At 72.8% G+C, this 18,025-nt stretch carries 17 protein-coding genes; 12 read left to right on the top strand and 5 right to left on the bottom strand.

Features of this window, described 5'->3' with window-relative positions:
* Positions 1-14: 14 nt before the first annotated feature.
* A complete protein-coding gene (locus ACIPSC_RS00195) occupies positions 15-845 on the bottom strand; it encodes a tryptophan 2,3-dioxygenase (protein ID WP_400821853.1) in 831 nt (276 codons plus the stop codon).
* Positions 846-1,093: 248 nt separating this feature from the next.
* On the opposite strand from ACIPSC_RS00195, the gene ACIPSC_RS00200 reads away from it, so the two are divergent.
* A complete protein-coding gene (locus tag ACIPSC_RS00200) occupies positions 1,094-1,528 on the top strand; it encodes an Lrp/AsnC family transcriptional regulator (RefSeq protein ID WP_238740699.1) in 435 nt (144 codons plus the stop codon).
* Positions 1,529-1,565: 37 nt separating this feature from the next.
* Here ACIPSC_RS00200 and ACIPSC_RS00205 read toward each other — a convergent pair whose 3' ends face one another.
* Positions 1,566-2,201 carry a MarC family protein gene (locus ACIPSC_RS00205; RefSeq protein WP_400821854.1) on the bottom strand — a complete coding sequence of 212 codons (636 nt, stop codon included), beginning with the start codon at positions 2,199-2,201 and terminating at the stop codon, positions 1,566-1,568.
* A gap of 22 nt (positions 2,202-2,223) precedes the next feature.
* A complete protein-coding gene (locus ACIPSC_RS00210) occupies positions 2,224-2,541 on the bottom strand; it encodes a barstar family protein (protein WP_400821855.1) in 318 nt (105 codons plus the stop codon).
* Positions 2,542-2,675: 134 nt separating this feature from the next.
* Between ACIPSC_RS00210 and ACIPSC_RS00215 the strand changes: the two genes are divergently transcribed.
* The 3 genes from ACIPSC_RS00215 to ACIPSC_RS00225 all read left to right on the top strand — a co-directional run bounded on the left by ACIPSC_RS00215 (position 2,676) and on the right by ACIPSC_RS00225 (position 6,238).
* Positions 2,676-3,236, top strand: coding sequence for a DoxX family protein (locus ACIPSC_RS00215; protein ID WP_400821856.1), 561 nt, complete (start codon positions 2,676-2,678; stop codon positions 3,234-3,236).
* Between the two features lie 190 nt (positions 3,237-3,426).
* Entirely contained in the window at positions 3,427-4,062 is a 636-nt protein-coding gene (locus ACIPSC_RS00220; RefSeq protein WP_400821857.1) for an FxLYD domain-containing protein, read from the top strand.
* Between the two features lie 364 nt (positions 4,063-4,426).
* On the top strand, positions 4,427-6,238 hold the full coding sequence (locus tag ACIPSC_RS00225; protein WP_400821858.1) for a glycosyl hydrolase family 18 protein: 1,812 nt from the start codon (positions 4,427-4,429) through the stop codon (positions 6,236-6,238).
* 148 nt (positions 6,239-6,386) lie between these two features.
* Here ACIPSC_RS00225 and ACIPSC_RS00230 read toward each other — a convergent pair whose 3' ends face one another.
* Positions 6,387-6,947 (bottom strand): MarR family transcriptional regulator, encoded by a 561-nt coding sequence (locus tag ACIPSC_RS00230; protein ID WP_313763523.1) that lies wholly within the window; start codon positions 6,945-6,947, stop codon positions 6,387-6,389.
* Between the two features lie 156 nt (positions 6,948-7,103).
* Here ACIPSC_RS00230 and ACIPSC_RS00235 point away from each other — a divergent pair, with 156 nt between their 5' ends.
* The 4 genes from ACIPSC_RS00235 (at position 7,104) to ACIPSC_RS00250 (ending at position 11,760) form a co-directional block, all read left to right on the top strand.
* Positions 7,104-8,396, top strand: a complete 1,293-nt coding sequence (locus ACIPSC_RS00235; protein WP_400821860.1) for an MFS transporter — start codon at positions 7,104-7,106, stop codon at positions 8,394-8,396.
* Between the two features lie 163 nt (positions 8,397-8,559).
* Complete coding sequence (locus ACIPSC_RS00240; protein WP_400821861.1) at positions 8,560-10,167, top strand: dolichyl-phosphate-mannose--protein mannosyltransferase; 1,608 nt, start codon at positions 8,560-8,562, stop codon at positions 10,165-10,167.
* Positions 10,146-10,961 (top strand): ABC transporter permease, encoded by an 816-nt coding sequence (locus ACIPSC_RS00245; protein WP_400821863.1) that lies wholly within the window; start codon positions 10,146-10,148, stop codon positions 10,959-10,961. Before ACIPSC_RS00240 ends, ACIPSC_RS00245 begins: the two co-directional genes overlap by 22 nt.
* A gap of 214 nt (positions 10,962-11,175) precedes the next feature.
* Positions 11,176-11,760: a TMEM165/GDT1 family protein gene (locus tag ACIPSC_RS00250; RefSeq protein ID WP_400821864.1), complete on the top strand. Its 585-nt coding sequence runs from the start codon at positions 11,176-11,178 to the stop codon at positions 11,758-11,760.
* A 7-nt stretch (positions 11,761-11,767) separates the two neighbouring features.
* On the opposite strand, the gene ACIPSC_RS00255 is transcribed toward ACIPSC_RS00250, so the two are convergent.
* Positions 11,768-12,958: a peptidoglycan-binding domain-containing protein gene (locus ACIPSC_RS00255; protein WP_400821865.1), complete on the bottom strand. Its 1,191-nt coding sequence runs from the start codon at positions 12,956-12,958 to the stop codon at positions 11,768-11,770.
* 324 nt (positions 12,959-13,282) lie between these two features.
* Here ACIPSC_RS00255 and ACIPSC_RS00260 point away from each other — a divergent pair, with 324 nt between their 5' ends.
* The 4 genes from ACIPSC_RS00260 to ACIPSC_RS00275 all read left to right on the top strand — a co-directional run bounded on the left by ACIPSC_RS00260 (position 13,283) and on the right by ACIPSC_RS00275 (position 17,985).
* Positions 13,283-15,355 (top strand): MFS transporter, encoded by a 2,073-nt coding sequence (locus tag ACIPSC_RS00260; RefSeq protein ID WP_400821866.1) that lies wholly within the window; start codon positions 13,283-13,285, stop codon positions 15,353-15,355.
* A 329-nt stretch (positions 15,356-15,684) separates the two neighbouring features.
* Positions 15,685-16,251 (top strand): ester cyclase, encoded by a 567-nt coding sequence (locus tag ACIPSC_RS00265; protein WP_400821867.1) that lies wholly within the window; start codon positions 15,685-15,687, stop codon positions 16,249-16,251.
* On the top strand, positions 16,248-16,949 hold the full coding sequence (locus ACIPSC_RS00270; RefSeq protein WP_400821868.1) for a hypothetical protein: 702 nt from the start codon (positions 16,248-16,250) through the stop codon (positions 16,947-16,949). Before ACIPSC_RS00265 ends, ACIPSC_RS00270 begins: the two co-directional genes overlap by 4 nt.
* A 4-nt stretch (positions 16,950-16,953) precedes the next feature.
* Positions 16,954-17,985 (top strand): 3-oxoacyl-ACP synthase III family protein, encoded by a 1,032-nt coding sequence (locus ACIPSC_RS00275; protein ID WP_400821869.1) that lies wholly within the window; start codon positions 16,954-16,956, stop codon positions 17,983-17,985.
* Positions 17,986-18,025: the final 40 nt, after the last annotated feature.

Raw genomic sequence — 18,025 nt, forward strand, 5'->3', positions numbered from 1 at the left:
CGCTCACAGCTCGCTCACATCTCGTCCCGGACGGACCACAGCTCGGGGAAGACGTCCTGCTCGGCAGCCTTGCGCAGCCAGCTCAGGCCGCTGGAGCCGCCCGAACCGGGCTTGGCGCCCATCGCCCGCCGGACCGCCGCCAGGTGGCGCTGGCGCCAGCGGGTCACCCGCTCGGCGACGTCCAGCAGCGCCTCGGCGAGCGGCTGGAGGGAGGCGAGGTCCGGGTCGGCGTAGACCCGGCGCCAGGCCGCCTCCACCGCCGGGTCGGTCCGGTGGCGCTGCTCGGAGGGCTCGTGCGGCACGGCGAGCCCGCGCCGGGCCAGCAGGGCCAGCGCGTCGTCGTACAGGCTGGCGGAGCGCAGCGCCTCGGTCAGCTCGGCGCGCGTCTCCGGCACCTCGTCGTACATCCGCAGCAGCGCGGCGTTCTTGTTGCCGAGCAGGAACTCCAGGTGCAGGAAGGCCGAGGACTGGAAGCCCGAGGCCTCGCCGAAGACCGACCGGAAGGCATTGAACTCCTGCGGCGTCATGGTCGCCAGCAGGTCCCAGGACTCCACCAGGACGTCCTGGGCGTGGGTGCCCCGGCGCAGTGCGGCCAGCGCCGCCGGCAGGTCGTCCTCGCGCAGCGCCTGCTGGGCCAGTGTCCACTCGTGCCGCAGCAGGCCGAAGAGCAGCTCCATCACCTGGGTGGTGACGATGAACGACAGCTCGGCCGGCACCTTGCTGCGCGGGTTCTGCAGGCTGTGCAGCTCCGTGAGCCGGGCGTAGCGCGCGTACGGCGTGCCGTGACCCGGCTCGCCGCCCCGAACGAACGACAGGTTGGGTGTCTCCACCGAGTCGTGCCCCATCCCGATCCCTCCTGATGACCCCGTCCCTTGCGGGGGCCCCATTGTGCGGCGGTCACGGCCTGCTCTTGAATGGGTTCCGGGCACGGCAACCGCGCCTGTACCTGTCGTTCGCGAGGTCTTCGGGCCGATCGGCTTTACGATCGTGAAATCGCCGCCGGACGGCCGCTCCGACGGCCTCCGCAGCCCGCGGACCTGCACCGAAACGGCCGGCCGGGGTGCCGGCCGGACCAGACCTTCCGGGAGTCGCCATGGATGCCGTCGACCGCCGCCTGCTGGCCGAGCTGCAGGCCGACGCCCGGCTCTCGTACAACGAACTCTCCCGCCGGGTGAGCCTCTCCGCACCCGCCGTCGCCGAGCGGGTGCGCCGTCTGGAGGCCGACGGGGTGATCGCCGGCTACCACGCGCACGTCGACCCCGCCCGGGCCGGGCTACCGATCACCGCTCTGGTCCAGCTCCAGTGCTACGGGCCGCGCTGCGTGCTGCGCGATCCCGAGGTGGCGACCTGGCCGGAGGTGCTTCAGCTGCACCGGGTGACCGGCGGGGCCTGCTGCATCCTGCTGGTCGCGGTGCCCGCGATGGCGGACTTCGAGGCGCTGATCGACCGGCTCGGCGCCCACGGGCAGCCGGCCAGTTCCATGATCCTCTCCAGCCCGGTGCCCTGGCGCCCGGTGGTCGCGCCGTAGACCCCGCCGGGTGCGGCGCCCGCTCAGTGGCCCGCGTTCAGTGGCCCTCGGCGATGGAGACGCCGAGTCCGGCCAGGCCGTTCATGAAGAGCTCGACGCCGACCGCCGCGAGCAGCAGGCCGAGGAGCCGGGAGAGCACCTCCAGCGAGGTGCGGTGGGTGCGCTGCATCAGCGGTGCGAGCGCCGCCACGCAGAAGTAGTTGATCACCACGACCGAGACGTAGGCGCCCACGACGGTGGTCCGCCAGCCCCAGTCGTCCTTGGCGAGCGAGGCCACCAGCACCGCGCTGATCGCCAGCGGGCTGGCGATGTAGGGCAGCAGCAGTTCGCGGATGCCGTCCACCATCGGGTTGCGCAGGTGCTCGTCCTCCTCGTCGCCGCCGGCGCCGAGGTGGATGCCCAGGACCAGCGCGACGGCGTAGATGAAGAAGATCACGCCGCCGGCCAGCTGGAGCGACTGGTCGCTGATGTGGAACAGCGAGGTGACGGCGTCGGCGGTGTAGCTGAGCACCAGCCCGATCACCGCCGAGATCACGGTGGACCAGGCCGCCAGCCGGCGCAGCTCCCGGGTGGTGCGGGTGCCCGCCAGCCGGGCGAAGGAGAGCAGGACCTTCGGCGGTCCCACCACGGCGAAGAAGGCGATGAAGGCGCTGCTCAGGTTGAAGACGAACATGTGCCAAGAATGGCCGGGATGATCATCGGAGCTGGACTGCCACGCCCTCGGAGCGCAAGGTGGCCAGGATCGCGTCGAAGTAGTCGAGCCGCCGCTCGCCGATGACGACGGTGCCGGTCAGGTGCCGCCGCGCCGTCCCGGCGTCCTCCCAGACCAGGGTGAACGGGGGCGTGGGGCCGAAGCCGCCGTGCAGGCAGTCGGCCAGGGCGTCGAGGTTGGAGCCGTAGTAGCCGCCGGGGCCGTTCAGCGCGGCGCCGAGGGCGGCGTAGAAGGCGGCGCGGTCGGTGACCCCGCTGCCGTCCAGGACGTAGACGGGCGGTTCGGGCCGGGTGACGCTCATCGGCTCGCTTCCTGGGCGCGGCGGTATTCCTCGACGACTCGATGTTCGCCCGGATGGCGGTCCCGAGTCGAGTCGGCGCGCCCTTTCGGCTGCTATGGAAGCCGGATCACCCTCCGCTGGAACGAGGATTCGACATGTGTCTGAACCGTAAGGACCTGGGCCTGCTGGCCCTGCGCAGCGCCGTCGGCGGGGTGCTGATCGCGCACGGCACGCAGAAGCTGTTCGGCTGGTTCGGGGGCGGCGGCCTCGATGCGACCGCCGAGGCGATGGAGCACATGGGCTTCCATCCGGGGCGCCGGAGCGCCCTCGCGGCGGGCCTCGGCGAGGCGGGCGGCGGCGCGCTGCTGGTGGCCGGGCTGGCCACGCCGGCGGCCGGCGCGGTGGTGGCCGGCACCATGGCCGGCGCCGTCGCGGTGCACGCCCCGGCGGGCTTCTTCATGACCTCCGGGGGCTACGAGTACCCGGCCTTCCTGGGGGCGACCGGCCTGGCGCTGGGCCTGGCCGGTCCGGGACGGTACTCGCTGGACCACTGGAGCGGGCACGCCTTCGACCGCCCCTGGGTGGGTGTGCTGGCCTTCGTCGCCAGCGCGGCCGGCGCCTGCGGCGTGGTGGCCCGCCGCCGGCACGTGGTGCGGCTGCAGGAGGAACGGGCCGTCGTGGAGTCGGAGTCGCAGGAGGGCTCCGGGCTGTCCTGACCCCGCCCCGGCGACGGGAGGCCCCGGCTCGCTCCGGGGCCTCCCGCACGTCCGCGGCCGGCCCGATGCGCCGCCCCGCGGGCCGCCTCACCCGGATGCGCCGCCCTGCTGGCGGCGCCGGCCGGGGCGCCCGAGGGTGGGCCGGGAGGCGTGCCGGGCACCCCCGGCGCCGGGCAGAATCGAGGACCCGATGGACCGCCAGCCGGACCGCCAGTCGTTGACCGGGGCGACCCGCCCCACCCGCACCACCGTCGCCGACGTGACCGCCCCGGTGGTCCGCCGCCCGCGGCGCGCCGTGGCCGGCGTGCTGGCCGCCGCCGTGCTCGGCGGCGCGGCGCTGGCGGGCTGTTCCTCGGACGGCAAGGCGAGCAGCGCCGTCTCCTCGGTCGCCGGCGCGGTGGAGTCCGGTCTCTCCGCCGCGGCGTCCGCGGCCGCCTCCGCCGCAGCCTCGGCGGCCTCCTCGGTGGCGAGCGGGCTCTCCACGGCAGCCGCGTCCGCCGCTGCGTCGGCCGAGGCGGCGGCCTCGTCGGCGATCGCGAGCATCAAGGGCGGGCTGGACGCCAAGAGTGACGTCACCACCGGCGCGGTGACGATCGGCTCGGACGGCAAGGCCTCGGTGCCGCTCACCGTGAAGAACAGCGGGCAGCAGTCCAACCGGTACGTGATCCAGGTCAACTTCACCGACGGCTCCGGCAACGTGCTGGACGCGACGGCGGTGACCGTTCCGGACGTGGCCGCCGGGCAGAGCGCCCAGGCCACCGCGACCAGCAACCGCGACCTCACCGGCACGGTCAAGGCGCAGGTGGCCAACGCCGTCCGGTACTGAACCAGGGGCGCGGTTCCGGTCGGAGCGGTTCTGAGCCGGCGCGGTACCGGACCCGGCGCCGTACCGGGCCGCAGGTCGGCGGGGGTGCCGGGGGAGGGGGCCAACCTTAAGGGCGGCTCAAGGCTCACCGGCCCCCCTTGACGGGGTAGTTGGTCTAGTCCATTTTAGTGCCCAGGTGCAGGGAGCCCCTGAACCGGCGTCAGCGGTCCGCCGCTGGCGCCGGTTCGGCATATCCCGGTGTCCGTCAAGGCATGTTCCCGCTCGATTCCCTCCCCCGTTCTGTCATGTCCTGGTCGTGCGGCCCCACCCCGTACGTGTCCCCCAGCGCCGACGGAATCCCCCACAGACCAGGAGTCACGCACCCATGCTCCGTTCGCGCATCGAAAGGGCCGGCAGCCCGGCCCCGGAGCCCGGCCGCCGCCGGCGCCCGAAGAGCCTGGCCGCCCTCGCGGCCGGGACCACCGCCTCCCTGCTGCTGGGCGCGGGCCTCGCCCTCGGCGGCGGCGCCGCGGCCAACGCGGCCGTCACCAACTCCACCGGCGCGCCCGCCACCAGCGGCGGCATCAAGGTGGCCTACTTCGACCAGTGGTCGATCTATGCGAACGCGTACTACCCCAAGACGATCCAGGACACCGGCGTGGCCGGGAAGCTGGACTACCTGATCTACTCGTTCGCCAACATCCACCCGACCGACCTGGGCTGTTTCGAGGCCACCAAGGCCGCCAACCAGGACGACAACAACCCGAACGCCGGCGACGGCGCGGGCGACGCCTTCGCGGACTACCAGAAGAGCTTCGGCCCGGACATCGCGGTGGACGGCGTCGGCGACGTCTGGGGCCAGCCGATCGCCGGCAACTTCAACCAGCTCAAGAAGCTGAAGGCGAAGAACCCCAACCTCAAGATCCTGATCTCGCTGGGCGGTTGGACCTACTCCAAGTACTTCTCGGCGGCGGCCGCCACGGACGCCTCGCGCAAGCACCTGGTCTCGTCCTGCATCGACATGTTCATCAAGGGCAACCTGCCGAGCGACGCCGGCTACGGCGGCCCGGGCTCGGCGGCCGGCGTCTTCGACGGCATCGACATCGACTGGGAGTACCCGGGCGGCGGCGGCCACACCGGCAACCTCTCCAGCCCGAACGACAAGCAGAACTTCACCCTGCTGCTGAAGGAGCTGCGCGAGCAGCTCGACGCCCAGGGCAAGGCCGACGGCAAGACCTACGCCACCGCGGCGGCGGTCGGCGCCGGCCAGGACAAGATCCGGAACGTCGAGACCGACAAGATCGGCCAGTACCTGACGTTCCTGGACATCATGACCTACGACATGCACGGTGCGTGGGACGCGAAGGGCCCGACCAACCACCAGGCCCCGATCTACTCCGGTCCGGACGACCCGATGACCCCGGCCGCGCCGGGCCACGGCAAGTACTCGGTCGACGCCGCGATCAAGGCCTACACCGCCGGCGACGCCGACTACGGCATCCCGGGCGGCTTCCCCGCCAAGAAGATCAACGTGGGCATCCCGTTCTACTACCGCGGGTGGACCGGCGTTCCGAACAACGGCCGCAACGGCCTCTTCCAGTCCGCCACCGGCCCGGCCGCCGGCGCCTCGATGTCCGGCAGCGTGCCCGGCATCCAGATGTACAAGGAGCTGGCCGGCTTCGTCGACAACCCGGCGAAGACGTTCTGGGACGACACCGCGAAGACCACGTACTTCTACGACGGCACCACGTTCTGGAGCGGTGAGGACGCCCGCTCGATCCAGGCCAAGGTGGACTACGCCCACTGCAACGGCCTCGGCGGCTCCTTCGCCTTCTCGCTGTACGACCTGGGCACGAAGACCGCGCTGTTCGACAAGATGGTCGAGGCCACCAACGGCTCCGCCGCGGGCTGCCCGGCCGCCCCGACCACGCCGCCCACCACGCCTCCGACGACCCCGCCGACCACCCCGCCCACGACGCCGCCCACCACGCCTCCGACGACCCCGCCGACCACGCCGCCGACCACCCCGGCCGGCTGCGCCGGGGCCCCGGCCTGGGACGCGGCCGCCACCTACGCGACCGCCGGCACCAAGGTCTCCTGGAAGGGCCACTACTACACGAACAAGTGGTGGACCAAGGGCGAGGACCCCACCACCACCGGCCAGTGGGGCGTCTGGACCGACAACGGCCCCTGCTGACGCGGCACCGATCCGATGAGGGCCTGACGGACCCTCGCACCGTACGAGTCCGGCCCGCCGGGGAGCTGCTCCCCGGCGGGCCGGACCGTCGTCGTTCCCGGGCTCCGCCGTCCCGCCGCCGCCCTCGTCGCGGCCGGACGGCACCCGGTCAGTCCAGGTCCGCGGTGCGCCCGAGGGCGTCCGGCTGGGACTCCTCGATCCGCCGCAGCATCCGGGCCAGCTGATGGGAGAGGACGGCGCGCTCCTCGCCGGCGAGGTCCTGGAGCAGCTCCTCCTCGAAGACCGCGGCCATCCGCATCGACTCCAGCCACTTGTCGCGGCCGTTCTCGGTCAGCTCGATGATCACCCGGACCCGGTTGGTCTCGTCGCGCTCCCGGGTCACCAGATCCTCGGCGACCATCCGGTCGATCCGGTGCGTCATCGCCGCCGGGGTGAGCCCGAGCCGCTTGGCCAGCTCGCCCGGACCCAGCCGGTACGGGCTGCCGGCGACCACCAGGGCCTTGAGCACCTCCCACTCGGCGGAGGTGATTCCGAGCACAGTCAGCTGCCGGTCGTAGGCGACGCCCATCCGCCGGGCGACCCGGGAGAGCGTCTGCACGATGGTCTCCACCTGCGGGTCCACGGTGGGGAATTCCCGCTGGTAGACGGCCACCTGCTCGGCGATGCCCAGCTCTCGGGCGGTGGCCGGCGCGGGCTTCTCTGCAGTCATGCGCACCAGTGTCGCACGCGGGGTGCACCCCTTAAGCCTTTGACTCCTCACTCTTCTGGTGCTAAGACTATATCTCGCAAGACTTTAGCTCTTAAATCTTCTGGTCTTAAGAGTGTCCAGTGAAACAGTGAAGGGGTGTGCACGGTGGCCGGCACGGTGAAGCAGCAGAGGCAGCAGACGCGCGGGGCGGGCCCGCTGCGCCGCGTCCAGATCGGGAACGCACTGAGCGCGTTCGGCAGCGGGTTCACGATGCCGTACATGTTCGTGTACGTGGACCAGGTGCGCGGCCTGGGCTCGCTGGCCGCGGGGATGGTGTTCACCGTCTTCGCGCTGGCCGCGCTCGCCGTGCTCCCGCTCACCGGCCGCGGCATCGACCGGTACGGCCCGCGCCCGGTGCTGCTGGCCGGCGCCGCGCTGGCCGCCACCGGTGCGTTCGCCTTCGGCCACGCCGCCGGCACCCCGGCCCTGCTGGTCTCGTCCTTCCTGTTCGGTGCGGGTGTCACCACCTGCCAGCCGGCGCTGGCCACGATGATCGTCCGCTGCTCGACCGCGGCGACCCGCTCGCACGCCTTCGCGCTGCAGTTCACCCTGGTCAACCTGGGGATGGGCATCGGCGCGCTGGTCGGCGGCCAGATCGTCGACGTCGCCGACCCGGCCAGCCTGACCCGGCTGTTCACCATCGAGGCCGCGACCTTCCTGGGCCTGGCCCTGGTCACCGGCACCGCTCGGATCCCGAACGCCGCCCCCGTCCTGGTCCAGGAGCAGGCGGACGGCCCGCAGGGCCTGCGCGCCCTGGTCGCCGACAAGGCGATGCTGCGGCTCTGCGTGCTCGCCGGCCTGATCTTCTTCACCTGCTACGGCCAGTTCGAGTCCGGCGTCGCGGCCTTCGCCACCGACACCGTCGGCACCGCGCCCTCCACCCTGGGCATCGCCATCGGTGCCAACGCGCTGACCATCGTGGTGCTGCAGATGTTCATGGTGCGGATCACCGCGCGCCGCCGCCGCACCACCGCGATGGCCGCGGCCGGCGTGGTCTGGCTCGGCGCCTGGGCGATGGCCCTGGTCGCCGGCCTGATCCGGACCGAGACCATGGCCGCCACGGTCGCGATCGTCTCGATCTACGCCCTGTTCGGGGTCGGCGAGTCGCTGCTCGCCCCCACCATGGGCCCGATCGTCGCCGACCTCGCCCCGGCCCGCCTGCTCGGCACCTACAACGCCGGGTACGCCCTGGTGAAGCAGATCGCGATCGCGGTCGGCCCGGCCGTCGGCGTGCTGCTGGTCGGCTCCGGCACCTGGCCGCTCTACCTGGCGGCGATGGCCGGCTCCACCCTGCTGGTCGTCGCCCTGGCGCTGCGGCTGCGGCCGTACCTCACCGCGGCCCAGGACAACGCGCCGGTCCCGGCCCCGGTCCGCACCCTCCCGATCCGGGAGCTGCAGACCGCCGCGTGACGGCCGCCGTGCGAGTCCCCGCACGGCCGTGCGACGGGCGCCGACCAGGTCACCTGGTCGGCGCCCGTCGCGCTTGGTTTCCCGCCGACCGGCACATAGTGTCGGTTGCTGTTGACCGCCCGGCCCCGGCCGGCACAGGCGAGACAGGCGAATCGGCGAGGCAATGACGCAAGCGGCGCTCACGCACCCACCCGCACCCCCGGCCCCCGCAGCCCCCGTACCGGCTCCGCGGGGGCTGCTGCGCCGGGCGGCCGACCGGTCCGGCTGGCTCGGGCCGATCGGGGTCGCGATCTTCGCCGGACTGCTCCGCTTCTGGAACCTCGGCTACCCCAACGCCTTCGTCTTCGACGAGACGTACTACCCCAAGGACGCCTGGTCGCTGCTCCGGCAGGGCTACGAGGGCACCTGGCCGGACAGCGCCAACGCCGACATCCTCGCCGTCCCGCAGCAGATCCCGCTCACCTCCGCGCCCGAGTTCATCGCCCACCCGCCGCTCGGCAAGTGGGTGATCTCGCTCGGCGAGTGGGCCTTTGGCCTGCACCCCTTCGGCTGGCGGTTCATGACCGCCCTGCTCGGCACCGTCACCGTGCTGATGCTCGCCCGGATCGGCCGCCGGCTCTTCGGCTCCACCCTGCTCGGCTGCACCGCCGCCCTGCTGATGGCGGTCGACGGCCTCCAGCTGGTGATGAGCCGGATCGGCCTGCTCGACGGCGTCCAGATGTTCTTCGTGCTCGCCGCGTTCGGCAGCCTGCTGATCGACCGCGACCGCACCCGCGCCCGGCTCGCCGCCGTCCGCGACGGCCACGGCGGCGACACCGTCCGGCTCGGGTGGCGGCCCTGGCGGATCGCCGCCGGCGTCTTCATCGGCGCCGCCGCCGCGGTCAAGTGGAACGGCGCCATGGTGCTGGTCGCCTTCGGCCTGCTCACCGTCCTGTGGGACCAGTCCGGCCGCCGCTGGGCCGGCGCCCGCCGGCCCTGGCGCTCGATGCTGCGCCGGGACGCGCCGCCCGCCCTGCTCGCGGTGGCCGGCTCGGCCCTGGTGGTCTACGTCGGGGCCTGGGCCGGCTGGCTGGCCACCGGCGGCGGCTACGACCGGCAGTGGGCCGACGACCGAGCCGGGCTCTCCCCGGCGAGCTTCCTCGGCGTCCCGCTGCCGCAGGTGCCGATGACCTGGGTGCCCGCGCCGCTGCGCAGCCTCTGGCACTACCACTCGCAGATGTACGACTTCAACACCGGGCTGAGCACCCCGCACACCTACCAGTCCAACCCGTTCAGCTGGCTGGTCCAGGGCCGCCCGGTCTCCATGTACTGGGAGCAGGTGCCGACCGGGCAGCAGGGGTGCACCGCCTCCGGCGGCTGCGCCGCGCAGATCCTCGGCCTCGGCACCCCGCTGCTCTGGTGGACGGCCTGCTTCGCCCTGGCCTACCTGCTCTGGCGCTGGTTCTTCCGCCGGGACTGGCGCTCGGGCGCGGTGCTCTGCGCCGTCGCCGGCGTCTACCTGCCCTGGTTCCGCTACCAGGAGCGGACCGTCTTCTCCTTCTACATGGTCGTCCTGGTGCCGTTCCTCTGCCTCGCCGTCGCCCAGATGCTCGGGGCCATGCTCGGCCCGGAGGGCTCCTCGCCGCGGCGGCGCCGGATCGGCGCGGCCGGGGCCGGGCTGATCGTGTTCGCGATCGTGGGCTGCTTCGCGTTCTTCTACCCGCTCTACACGGCGGAGGTGATCCCGATGTCGTCCTGGCAGGACCGGATGTGGTTCACCAGCTGGATCTGACCACCGTGACCCGGTCGGCGGCCGACCAACTGCTGCCGGTCACCCCCGGGCTCGGGGTGGTCACCGCCGTCCTGCTCGCCGCCGCCGTGGCGGTGGCCGGCTGGGGGCTGCTCGGCCACGGGCACGCGGTGCTGCGGGCCGGGCTGCGGGCGGTGGTGCAGCTGGCCGCCGTCGCGCTGGTGATCACCTGGGTGGTCGGCTCGCTCTGGTGGTCGGCGCTGTTCGTCCTGCTGATGTTCGCGGTCGCGGTCCGGACTGCCGGGCGGCGGATGACCCCGGGACCGGCCTGGGTCTGGGCCGCCGCGCCGATCGCGGCCGGGGTGGTCCCGGTCCTCGGGCTGCTGCTGGCCGTCGGGCTGCTGCCCCCGAAGGGCCTGTCGGTGATCCCGGTCGCCGGCATCCTGATCGGCGGCGCGCTCACCGCGACGTCGCTGGCCGGCCGGCGCGCGCTGGACGAGCTGCGGCAGCGCCACGGCGAGGTGGAGGCGGCGCTGGCGCTCGGCTTCGAGGAACGCGACGCCCGGCTGGAGATCTGCCGCACCGCGGCCGCGACCTCGCTCGTCCCGGCCCTCGACCAGACCCGGACGGTGGGTCTGGTCACGCTGCCCGGCGCGTTCGTCGGCATGCTGCTCGGCGGAGCCACCCCGGTGCAGGCGGGCGCGGTGCAGCTGTTCGTGCTGGTCGCGCTGCTCGCGGTGGAGTCGGCGGCGATCGTGGTGGTGCTGGAGCTGGTGGCCCGGGGCCGGGTGGCCGCCGGGCCGGCGACCGGCGGGAGGCCGGGTGCCATCGGGTAGGCTGGACGGCGTTGAAGGGGAGTAGCCCTCCACCGGACCGTCGACATACTGGCCCCCGCGCGGGGCCCGGCGCCCGGGGCAGCGTCTTTCGGGGCGGTGCCGGCGAGACCTTCGGCCGCAGTGCTGTGATTTCTGACCAGTGCTGTCGGGCCGGAGCGACCCCTGACGGAGCTGCCGAGGCCTGGCAGCCCGACCGAGGGACACCGATCTCCCCATGAGCCTGACCGTCGCCGTCATCACGTTCGGCATCGTCTTCCTGGCCGAACTGCCGGACAAGACCGCCCTGGCCAGCCTGATGCTCGGCGCCAAGTACCGCGCCGGCCACGTCTTCGCCGGCATCGCCGCCGCCTTCGCCCTCCAGGTCGGTATCGCCCTGGTCGCCGGCCACCTGCTCTCGCTGCTGCCGCAGCGCTGGGTGGAGGGCGTCACCGGCGTGCTCTTCCTGGCCGGCGCGGCCATGCTGCTCTTCCACGGCGGCGGGGACGAGGACGGGCACGCGGCCAAGGAGCCGTCCTCGGCCGGCTTCTGGAAGGTGGCCGGGGCCAGCTTCGTGGTCGTCGCGGTGGCCGAGTTCGGCGACCTCACCCAGATCATGACCGCCAACCTGGCCGCCAAGTACGCCGACCCGCTCGCCGTCGGCCTCGGCGCCTGGCTGGCGCTCTGCGCCGTCGCCGGGATCGCGATCCTCGGCGGTCAGAAGCTGCTGAAGCACGTCCCGATGAAGGTGATCATCCGGGTGGCCGCCGGCGTGATGGTCCTGATGGCCGGGGTCAGCATCTTCCGCGCCGTCACCGGCTGACGGCCGCTCAGCAGTCGCCCGGGTCGCTCTCCAGGGCGGCCCGGGTCTTGGGGCCGTAGACCGGGGCGCCGGCGCTGACCTCACCCTTGATCTTGTAGCTGCGCTGGAAGTCGGCCAGCACGCTCTGGGTCCACCAGTCGAAGGTGCCGGTCGCGATCGATTTGTCGACGAATCCGCAGGAGGCGGCGGAGAGCCGCAGCTGCATGTCCTTGACGTCCGGTCCGCTCATCCCGCGCTCCAGGACCCGGGCGGTGGGCGTCGGGGTCGGCGTCGGGGTGGTGGCGGTCGGCGTGGGGGTCGGCGTCGGGGTGGGAGCCGGCGGGGTGGTCGGGGCCGCTGCCGGGGGGGCCGCGACCGTGGTGGGGGCGGCTGTCGGGGTCGGGGCCGTGGTCCGGCTCGGCTTCGCCGTTCTGCTCGGGGTCGGGCTGGGCGCCTCGGTGCTGGACGGCGGGGCGCTCGGGCTCGGGGGCGGCGCGGGCGTGGTCGGGTCGACCGGCGCCGGGGCCAGGGTGCGGGACGGCAGGGGCTGTGCCTGCCGCTCGGGCTCGCCGGAGGGCGTCACCGCGTAGGCGAGGCCGACGGTGAGCGCCAGCAGGCCGGCGCCGGCCGCGACCACCAAACCCCGGCGCCGGGTCAGCGGGCTGCCCGCGGCCTGCTCCTGGGCGCGCCGGGCGGCCCGGCCGCCGGTGCGGGCCGAGCCGTCGTGGGCGTCGGTGGCCGTGCCGGCGAAGGCGAACAGGCCGATCTCCTCGCGGCCCTCCGCCGCCGGCTCCTCCGCGCCGCCGTAGGGGTGCTGCGGGTCGTGCGGGTACTGCGCGTGCTGCTCGTCGTAGCCGTGCTGCGGGTCGTACGGCTGCTGACCGTACGGCGCCTGCTGACCGTACGGCGGCGGCTGGGCGGGCGGGGCCTGCTGAGGCACCGACATCACCGGGGGCAGCACGGTGGTCGCGTAGGCGTCCGCGTCCGGACCGGCCGGCGGGGCGGTCGGCGGCAGCAGGGTGGTGGCGAACGGATCCGCCGTGGCGCCGGGCGCCGGGGCGCCTGCCACCTGACCGGCGGCCAGCGGCACGTACGGGCGCACCAGCGGCGGGCCCTCCAGGTGCGGCAGCACGGCCGTCTCGGTGAGCGCCGGGTCCGGGAGGCACCTGCACCCGGCGGAGCGTGCGGCGCCGCACGTCGGGCAGTGCTGGTCCGGCATCGGCCGGCCCTCCTCGGTCTCGGATCTGGCCCCGTGTCTGCTCGGACGCGTGGTTCCCGGGGGCGAACGCGCCTGATTATGCAGGACGTCTCCAGGGGTGGACAGGGGCGTCCGGCCCGGTCCGGGGGTGTTGTGCCGGTTGGTGGTGTTTGTTGCCTGATGAACGGTCGGTGCTCCGGGGGCGTCCCCCGGACGGCGGCCGGAATGACGTTCGGCTCAACTGAACGGCGCAAACCAGGGCATTTCTGACAGCATGGTGAGTCGGGAGTGATCGTTCGCACCGACCCCGGCCCGACCGGGGCCCGCGCCCCCTACGGAGACCCCATGACGGATCCGATCGCCGAGTCCGACCGGAGCCCGGCGGGCGAGCCGGGTCCGCCGCAGGTCACCGTCCACAACCTCTGGGTGCCCATCGGCGCCCTGCTGCTGGCGATGCTGCTGGCCGCGCTCGACCAGACCATCGTCTCCACCGCGCTGCCCACCATCGTCAGCGACCTCGGCGGCCTGGAACACCTCTCCTGGGTGGTCACCGCCTACCTGCTCGCCTCGACCGCGGCCACCCCGCTCTGGGGGAAGCTCGGCGACATGTACGGCCGGAAGCGCTTCTTCCAGGCCGCGATCGTCATCTTCCTGGTGGGCTCGGCGCTCTGCGGCATCGCCCAGAACATGGGCGAGCTGATCGCCTTCCGTGCGCTCCAGGGCCTCGGCGGCGGCGGGCTGATCGTGCTCACCCAGGCCATCGTCGGCGACCTCGTCCCGCCCCGGGACCGCGGCAAGTACCAGGGCCTGTTCGGCGCGGTCTTCGGCGTCACCAGCGTGCTCGGGCCGCTGCTCGGCGGCGTGTTCGTGGACAACCTCAGCTGGCGCTGGGTCTTCTACATCAACCTGCCGATCGGCGTGGTCGCCCTGGTGGTGATCGCCGCCGTGCTGCACGGCGTCGAGGTGAAGCGCCGCCACCGGATCGACTACCTCGGCACCGTGCTGATCGCCGCGGTGGCCACCTGCCTGGTGCTGATGACCTCGCTCGGCGGGACGACCTGGGCCTGGAGCTCCTGGCGGATCATCGGCCTGGGCGTGCTGGGCGCGCTGCTGCTGGTCGCGTTCGTGCTCGTCGAGCGGACCGCGGCCGAACCGGTGCTGCCGCTGCGGCTGTTCCGTTCGCGGACGTTCAGCCTGGTCGCCGTCATCTCCTTCGTGGTCGGGTTCGCCATGTTCGGCGCCCTGACCTACCTGCCGACCTTCCTCCAGGTGGTCATGGGCGTCTCGCCGACCCTGTCCGGCATCCACATGCTGCCGATGGTGCTCGGGATGCTGGCCACCTCGATCGGCTCCGGCCAGGTCGTCGCCCGGACCGGCCACTACCGGGCCTTCCCGATCGCCGGAACGGCCGTCACCACCGTCGGCCTGGTCCTGCTCTCCCGGCTCGACGAGAACACCAGCACCTTCGAGATGAGCTGCTACTTCCTGGTCTTCGGCCTCGGCCTGGGGCTGGTGATGCAGGTGCTGGTGCTGATCGTGCAGAACTCCGTCGGCTACCAGGACCTGGGCGTGGCCACCGCCGGCGCCACCTTCTTCCGCTCGATCGGGGCGTCCTTCGGCGTCTCCGTCTTCGGGGCGGTCTTCGCGAGCGGCCTGACCGACCGGCTCCGGGACGCCCTGGCCGGCGTGCCGCTGCCACCCGGCTTCGACCCCGGGGCGATCACCGCCGACCCACGCGTGATCGACGCTCTCCCGGAGGCCACGCAGACCGCGATCCTGCACGCCTACGCCGAGTCGATCACCCGCGTCTTCCTCTACGCGGTGCCGATCGCCGCCCTCGCCTTCGTGCTCTCGCTCTTCCTGCGCGAACAGAAGCTCCGCGAGACGGTGACCGCCCCGGACCTGAGCGAGTCGATCGGCGTCAACCCGGTGGAACGCTCCTCGCTGGACGAGATCGCCCGCGCGCTGTCGGTGCTGAACAGCCGTGAGGCCCGGCGGGACCTCTTCCGCCGGATCACCGCCACGGCCGGGCTCGACCTCAAGCCGGCCTCCAGCTGGCTGCTGCTGCAGATGCACCACCACGGCTCGGCCGAGCCGGCGGAGCTGGCCGAGCGCCGGATCGTCCCGTTCGCGGTGATCGACGAGGCCGTCCGCGAGGTGGAGGGGCGCGGCCTCGCCGCCCGCACCGGCGGACTGCCGCTGCGCCTGACCGAGCCGGGCGAGGCGGTCGCGCTCCGGCTGGTCGCGGCCCGCCGGGAGCAGCTCGCGGAGCTCCTCGGCGACTGGGACGAGAAGCAGTTCGACGACCTCGCCGCGCTGCTGACCAAGCTCTCCGCGACGCTCTGCGCCGACCGCCGGGACAGGCCCGACCCGGTCGGCCCGGAGCCCCCGTACCGGGGCGAGGGCCGGTCGTTCTGACGCCGCGGGGGAGGCGGGGGCGGGGCGTGGCCGCACCGCAGGCCGGGGTGTGACGCCCGGGTCCGCCGGGGCTGTTGAGGCCATCGGTGTCCTGGCGCCGCCCGGGGTGGCTGGGGCAGGAGCCGATCGGTGTGGCGCAAGTCATAAGCATGGCCCGGCGCCCATCGGGGGAGAGAGTGCATGACAAAGCGTCGGCGACGCCGACCGGTTCACGACGCGGGCTCAGGACGATTGCTAAGCCATCCCGGCCGGATTCTCATCGACGGCACCACGGGGGTCCACAAGGATTGGTGACCAGTTGTTCGTCGAACCTTTGGGGGAGGTTCGCTATGACCTGCACATCATCGTGGACCGTGCGCGGACCGGTCGCGGCGGTTGCCGCGGCGGCGGTGCTCACGGGCGGTTCGGTGGCGGAGGCGAAGCCTGCCGCCGCCGCTGACGCGGTGCCGGTGGTCGAGGCGGCGGTGCCCGCCGCCGAGGCCGGGACCGAGGCCCGGGCGGGCGACGGCCTGAGCGCCGTGGCCCACTTCTACGGGGCCCTGAGCACGGGGAACACCGGCCTGATGGCGCGGGCGGTCGGCCCGGACTGGGTCGACGTCCCGACCCACCCGGGCCTGGGCACCGGCGTGGCCGGGGCCCAGCAGCTCGTCCGCGAGATCCGGGCGGTCTTCCCGGACCTCGTGGAGGCCGTCACCGGCATCACCCGCAGCGGCAACCGGATCCACGTGTCGCTGCAGCACTGCGGTACGCACTCGGCGGAGTTCGCCGGCGTCCCGGCGACGTACAAGTACGTCTGCTTCCGCGGCGAGGAGACCCAGACCGTCAGGAACGGCCTGATCTCCACCACGGAGCACTGGGAAGACATCGACGGATTCCTCAAGGAGGTCGGAAAGTGACCGCGGACATCACCCCTCGCCGGGCGGACGACTCGGGCGATCTGAAGAACTACCTGCTGGACAGCACGGACCTGGTGAAGATACCCGGCCTGGTCCGCAGCGAGACGGTCAGCCAGGAGGAGTGCTACCGCCTCATGGTGGAGGGCACGAAGGAGACCTACTCGCACGAGGAGGTCTTCGGCCAGTACTGCTCGCTCGGTGAGTACATCGACGTCCCCTACGACGTCGTGTTCGACTACGCGGCCAACGTCCACTCGATGGAGGAGTGGACGTTCAGCGTCCGGGACCTGCGCCATGTCGGCGGCGGCCTCTACCGGGGCACCGAGGCCATCCAGCCGAACACCGAGATCTTCATCCGCGCCGACGTGATGAAGGGCCCCGAGCACGGGCTGGTGTTCTACCCCTGTGCCTGGGACCAGGGCAAGGAGCTCTGGATGCGCTACTACTTCACGTTCATCGACGCGAACAAGACGCTCGGCCGCCCCGGCACCGTGGTGCTCTGGACCAACTGCAAGCACCCGTACTACGACCGGTCCGTCACCGACGTCCCGGACTACATCGCCGAGGGCCGGGCCCGCACCGACCGCTACTGGGTCGGCGACATCTGGCCGAACTTCGACGCCATCCACCGCATCGAGACGGCCAACCTCAAGCGGATCCTGGAGCACCGCTTCGGCAACGGCCGGGCCGGCGGCTGACACCATGACGACGGAACCGAAGGGCGGCACCACCGGCCCTCAGGCACAGCTGATCGACGTGGTGAACTTCCTGCCCGAGCGCGTGGTCTCCAACGCCGGCGGCCCGGGGGCCGACGACGACCTCGGCGACCACGAGTTCTTCCGCGGCGTCGCGGAGCGCAGGTTCGCCTCGCCCGACCAGACCTCGGCGGAGCTGGGGGCGGCGGCCTGCGCCAAGCTCCTCGACCGCACGGGGCTGGCCGCCGACGAGGTCGACCTCATCATCTACAACTGCATCTTCAACGACACCTTCTGGCCCGGGATCGGCTCGGCGGTGCAGTCGGCGATCGGGGCCACCCGCGCCACCGTGCTCCAGCTCGACACCAGCTGCTGCTCCTGGCTGTCCGGGCTGCGCACCGCCAAGGCGTTCGTGGAGTCCGGCATCCACCGGAACGTCATCGTCCTGACGGTGACCAACTTCGTCTCCCGGCTGCCGGAGTTCCAGAGCTCCAAGCGCTCCCGGGTGCTCGGCGACGGCGCCACCGCCACCCTGGTGGCGCCCGGCCGTCCGAGCATCCTCTCCGCCTACGAGCGCTCGCACGGCGAGAACTACGGGCTGCTGCGCTTCGAACCGGAGCTGGTCGACGGCGTGTTCCGCAACTACTGGGAGCGCGGCTGCGGGCCGATCACGGTGAACTTCACCAAGGAGCGGCTGGCGGCCATCCGGGAGAACTCCATGTCCCTGGTGCCGGAGGCGGTCGCCGCCAGCCTCGCCGAGGCCGGGCTGACCAGCGACGACGTCGACTACCTGATCACGCACCAGCCCAACGAGGACTTCCTCGCCGAGTGGCGCAAGCGGTGCGGGATCGAGGAGGCGCGGACGCACGACACGCTGGCGAAGTACGGCAACCTCTTCGCCGGCTCCATCCCGGTGACGGTCGCGGACGCACTGGACCGCGGCCTGGTCAAGGACGGCGACATCCTCGCCTTCGGGACCTTCGCCAACGGCGGGGACCTGGTGAGCGCCATGACCGTCCGCTGGCACGCGGGCCGGTGACGGAGGGCGCCGCCCGGCCGGGGGTGTGACCCCCGGGGCG

This window comes from Kitasatospora sp. NPDC090091 (genome assembly GCF_044747365.1).
Lineage (GTDB): Bacteria > Actinomycetota > Actinomycetes > Streptomycetales > Streptomycetaceae > Kitasatospora.

Bases quoted from the DNA above. Each gene is read 5' to 3' on its own strand.
- ACIPSC_RS00195 (WP_400821853.1), bottom strand. From the start codon at position 845: ATGGGGCACGACTCGGTGGAGACACCCAACCTGTCGTTCGTTCGGGGC.
- ACIPSC_RS00200 (WP_238740699.1), top strand. From the start codon at position 1,094: ATGGATGCCGTCGACCGCCGCCTGCTGGCCGAGCTGCAGGCCGACGCC.
- ACIPSC_RS00205 (WP_400821854.1), bottom strand. From the start codon at position 2,201: ATGTTCGTCTTCAACCTGAGCAGCGCCTTCATCGCCTTCTTCGCCGTG.
- ACIPSC_RS00210 (WP_400821855.1), bottom strand. From the start codon at position 2,541: ATGAGCGTCACCCGGCCCGAACCGCCCGTCTACGTCCTGGACGGCAGC.
- ACIPSC_RS00215 (WP_400821856.1), top strand. From the start codon at position 2,676: ATGTGTCTGAACCGTAAGGACCTGGGCCTGCTGGCCCTGCGCAGCGCC.
- ACIPSC_RS00220 (WP_400821857.1), top strand. From the start codon at position 3,427: ATGGACCGCCAGCCGGACCGCCAGTCGTTGACCGGGGCGACCCGCCCC.
- ACIPSC_RS00225 (WP_400821858.1), top strand. From the start codon at position 4,427: ATGCTCCGTTCGCGCATCGAAAGGGCCGGCAGCCCGGCCCCGGAGCCC.
- ACIPSC_RS00230 (WP_313763523.1), bottom strand. From the start codon at position 6,947: ATGACTGCAGAGAAGCCCGCGCCGGCCACCGCCCGAGAGCTGGGCATC.
- ACIPSC_RS00240 (WP_400821861.1), top strand. From the start codon at position 8,560: ATGACGCAAGCGGCGCTCACGCACCCACCCGCACCCCCGGCCCCCGCA.
- ACIPSC_RS00250 (WP_400821864.1), top strand. From the start codon at position 11,176: ATGAGCCTGACCGTCGCCGTCATCACGTTCGGCATCGTCTTCCTGGCC.
- ACIPSC_RS00255 (WP_400821865.1), bottom strand. From the start codon at position 12,958: ATGCCGGACCAGCACTGCCCGACGTGCGGCGCCGCACGCTCCGCCGGG.
- ACIPSC_RS00260 (WP_400821866.1), top strand. From the start codon at position 13,283: ATGACGGATCCGATCGCCGAGTCCGACCGGAGCCCGGCGGGCGAGCCG.
- ACIPSC_RS00265 (WP_400821867.1), top strand. From the start codon at position 15,685: ATGACCTGCACATCATCGTGGACCGTGCGCGGACCGGTCGCGGCGGTT.
- ACIPSC_RS00275 (WP_400821869.1), top strand. From the start codon at position 16,954: ATGACGACGGAACCGAAGGGCGGCACCACCGGCCCTCAGGCACAGCTG.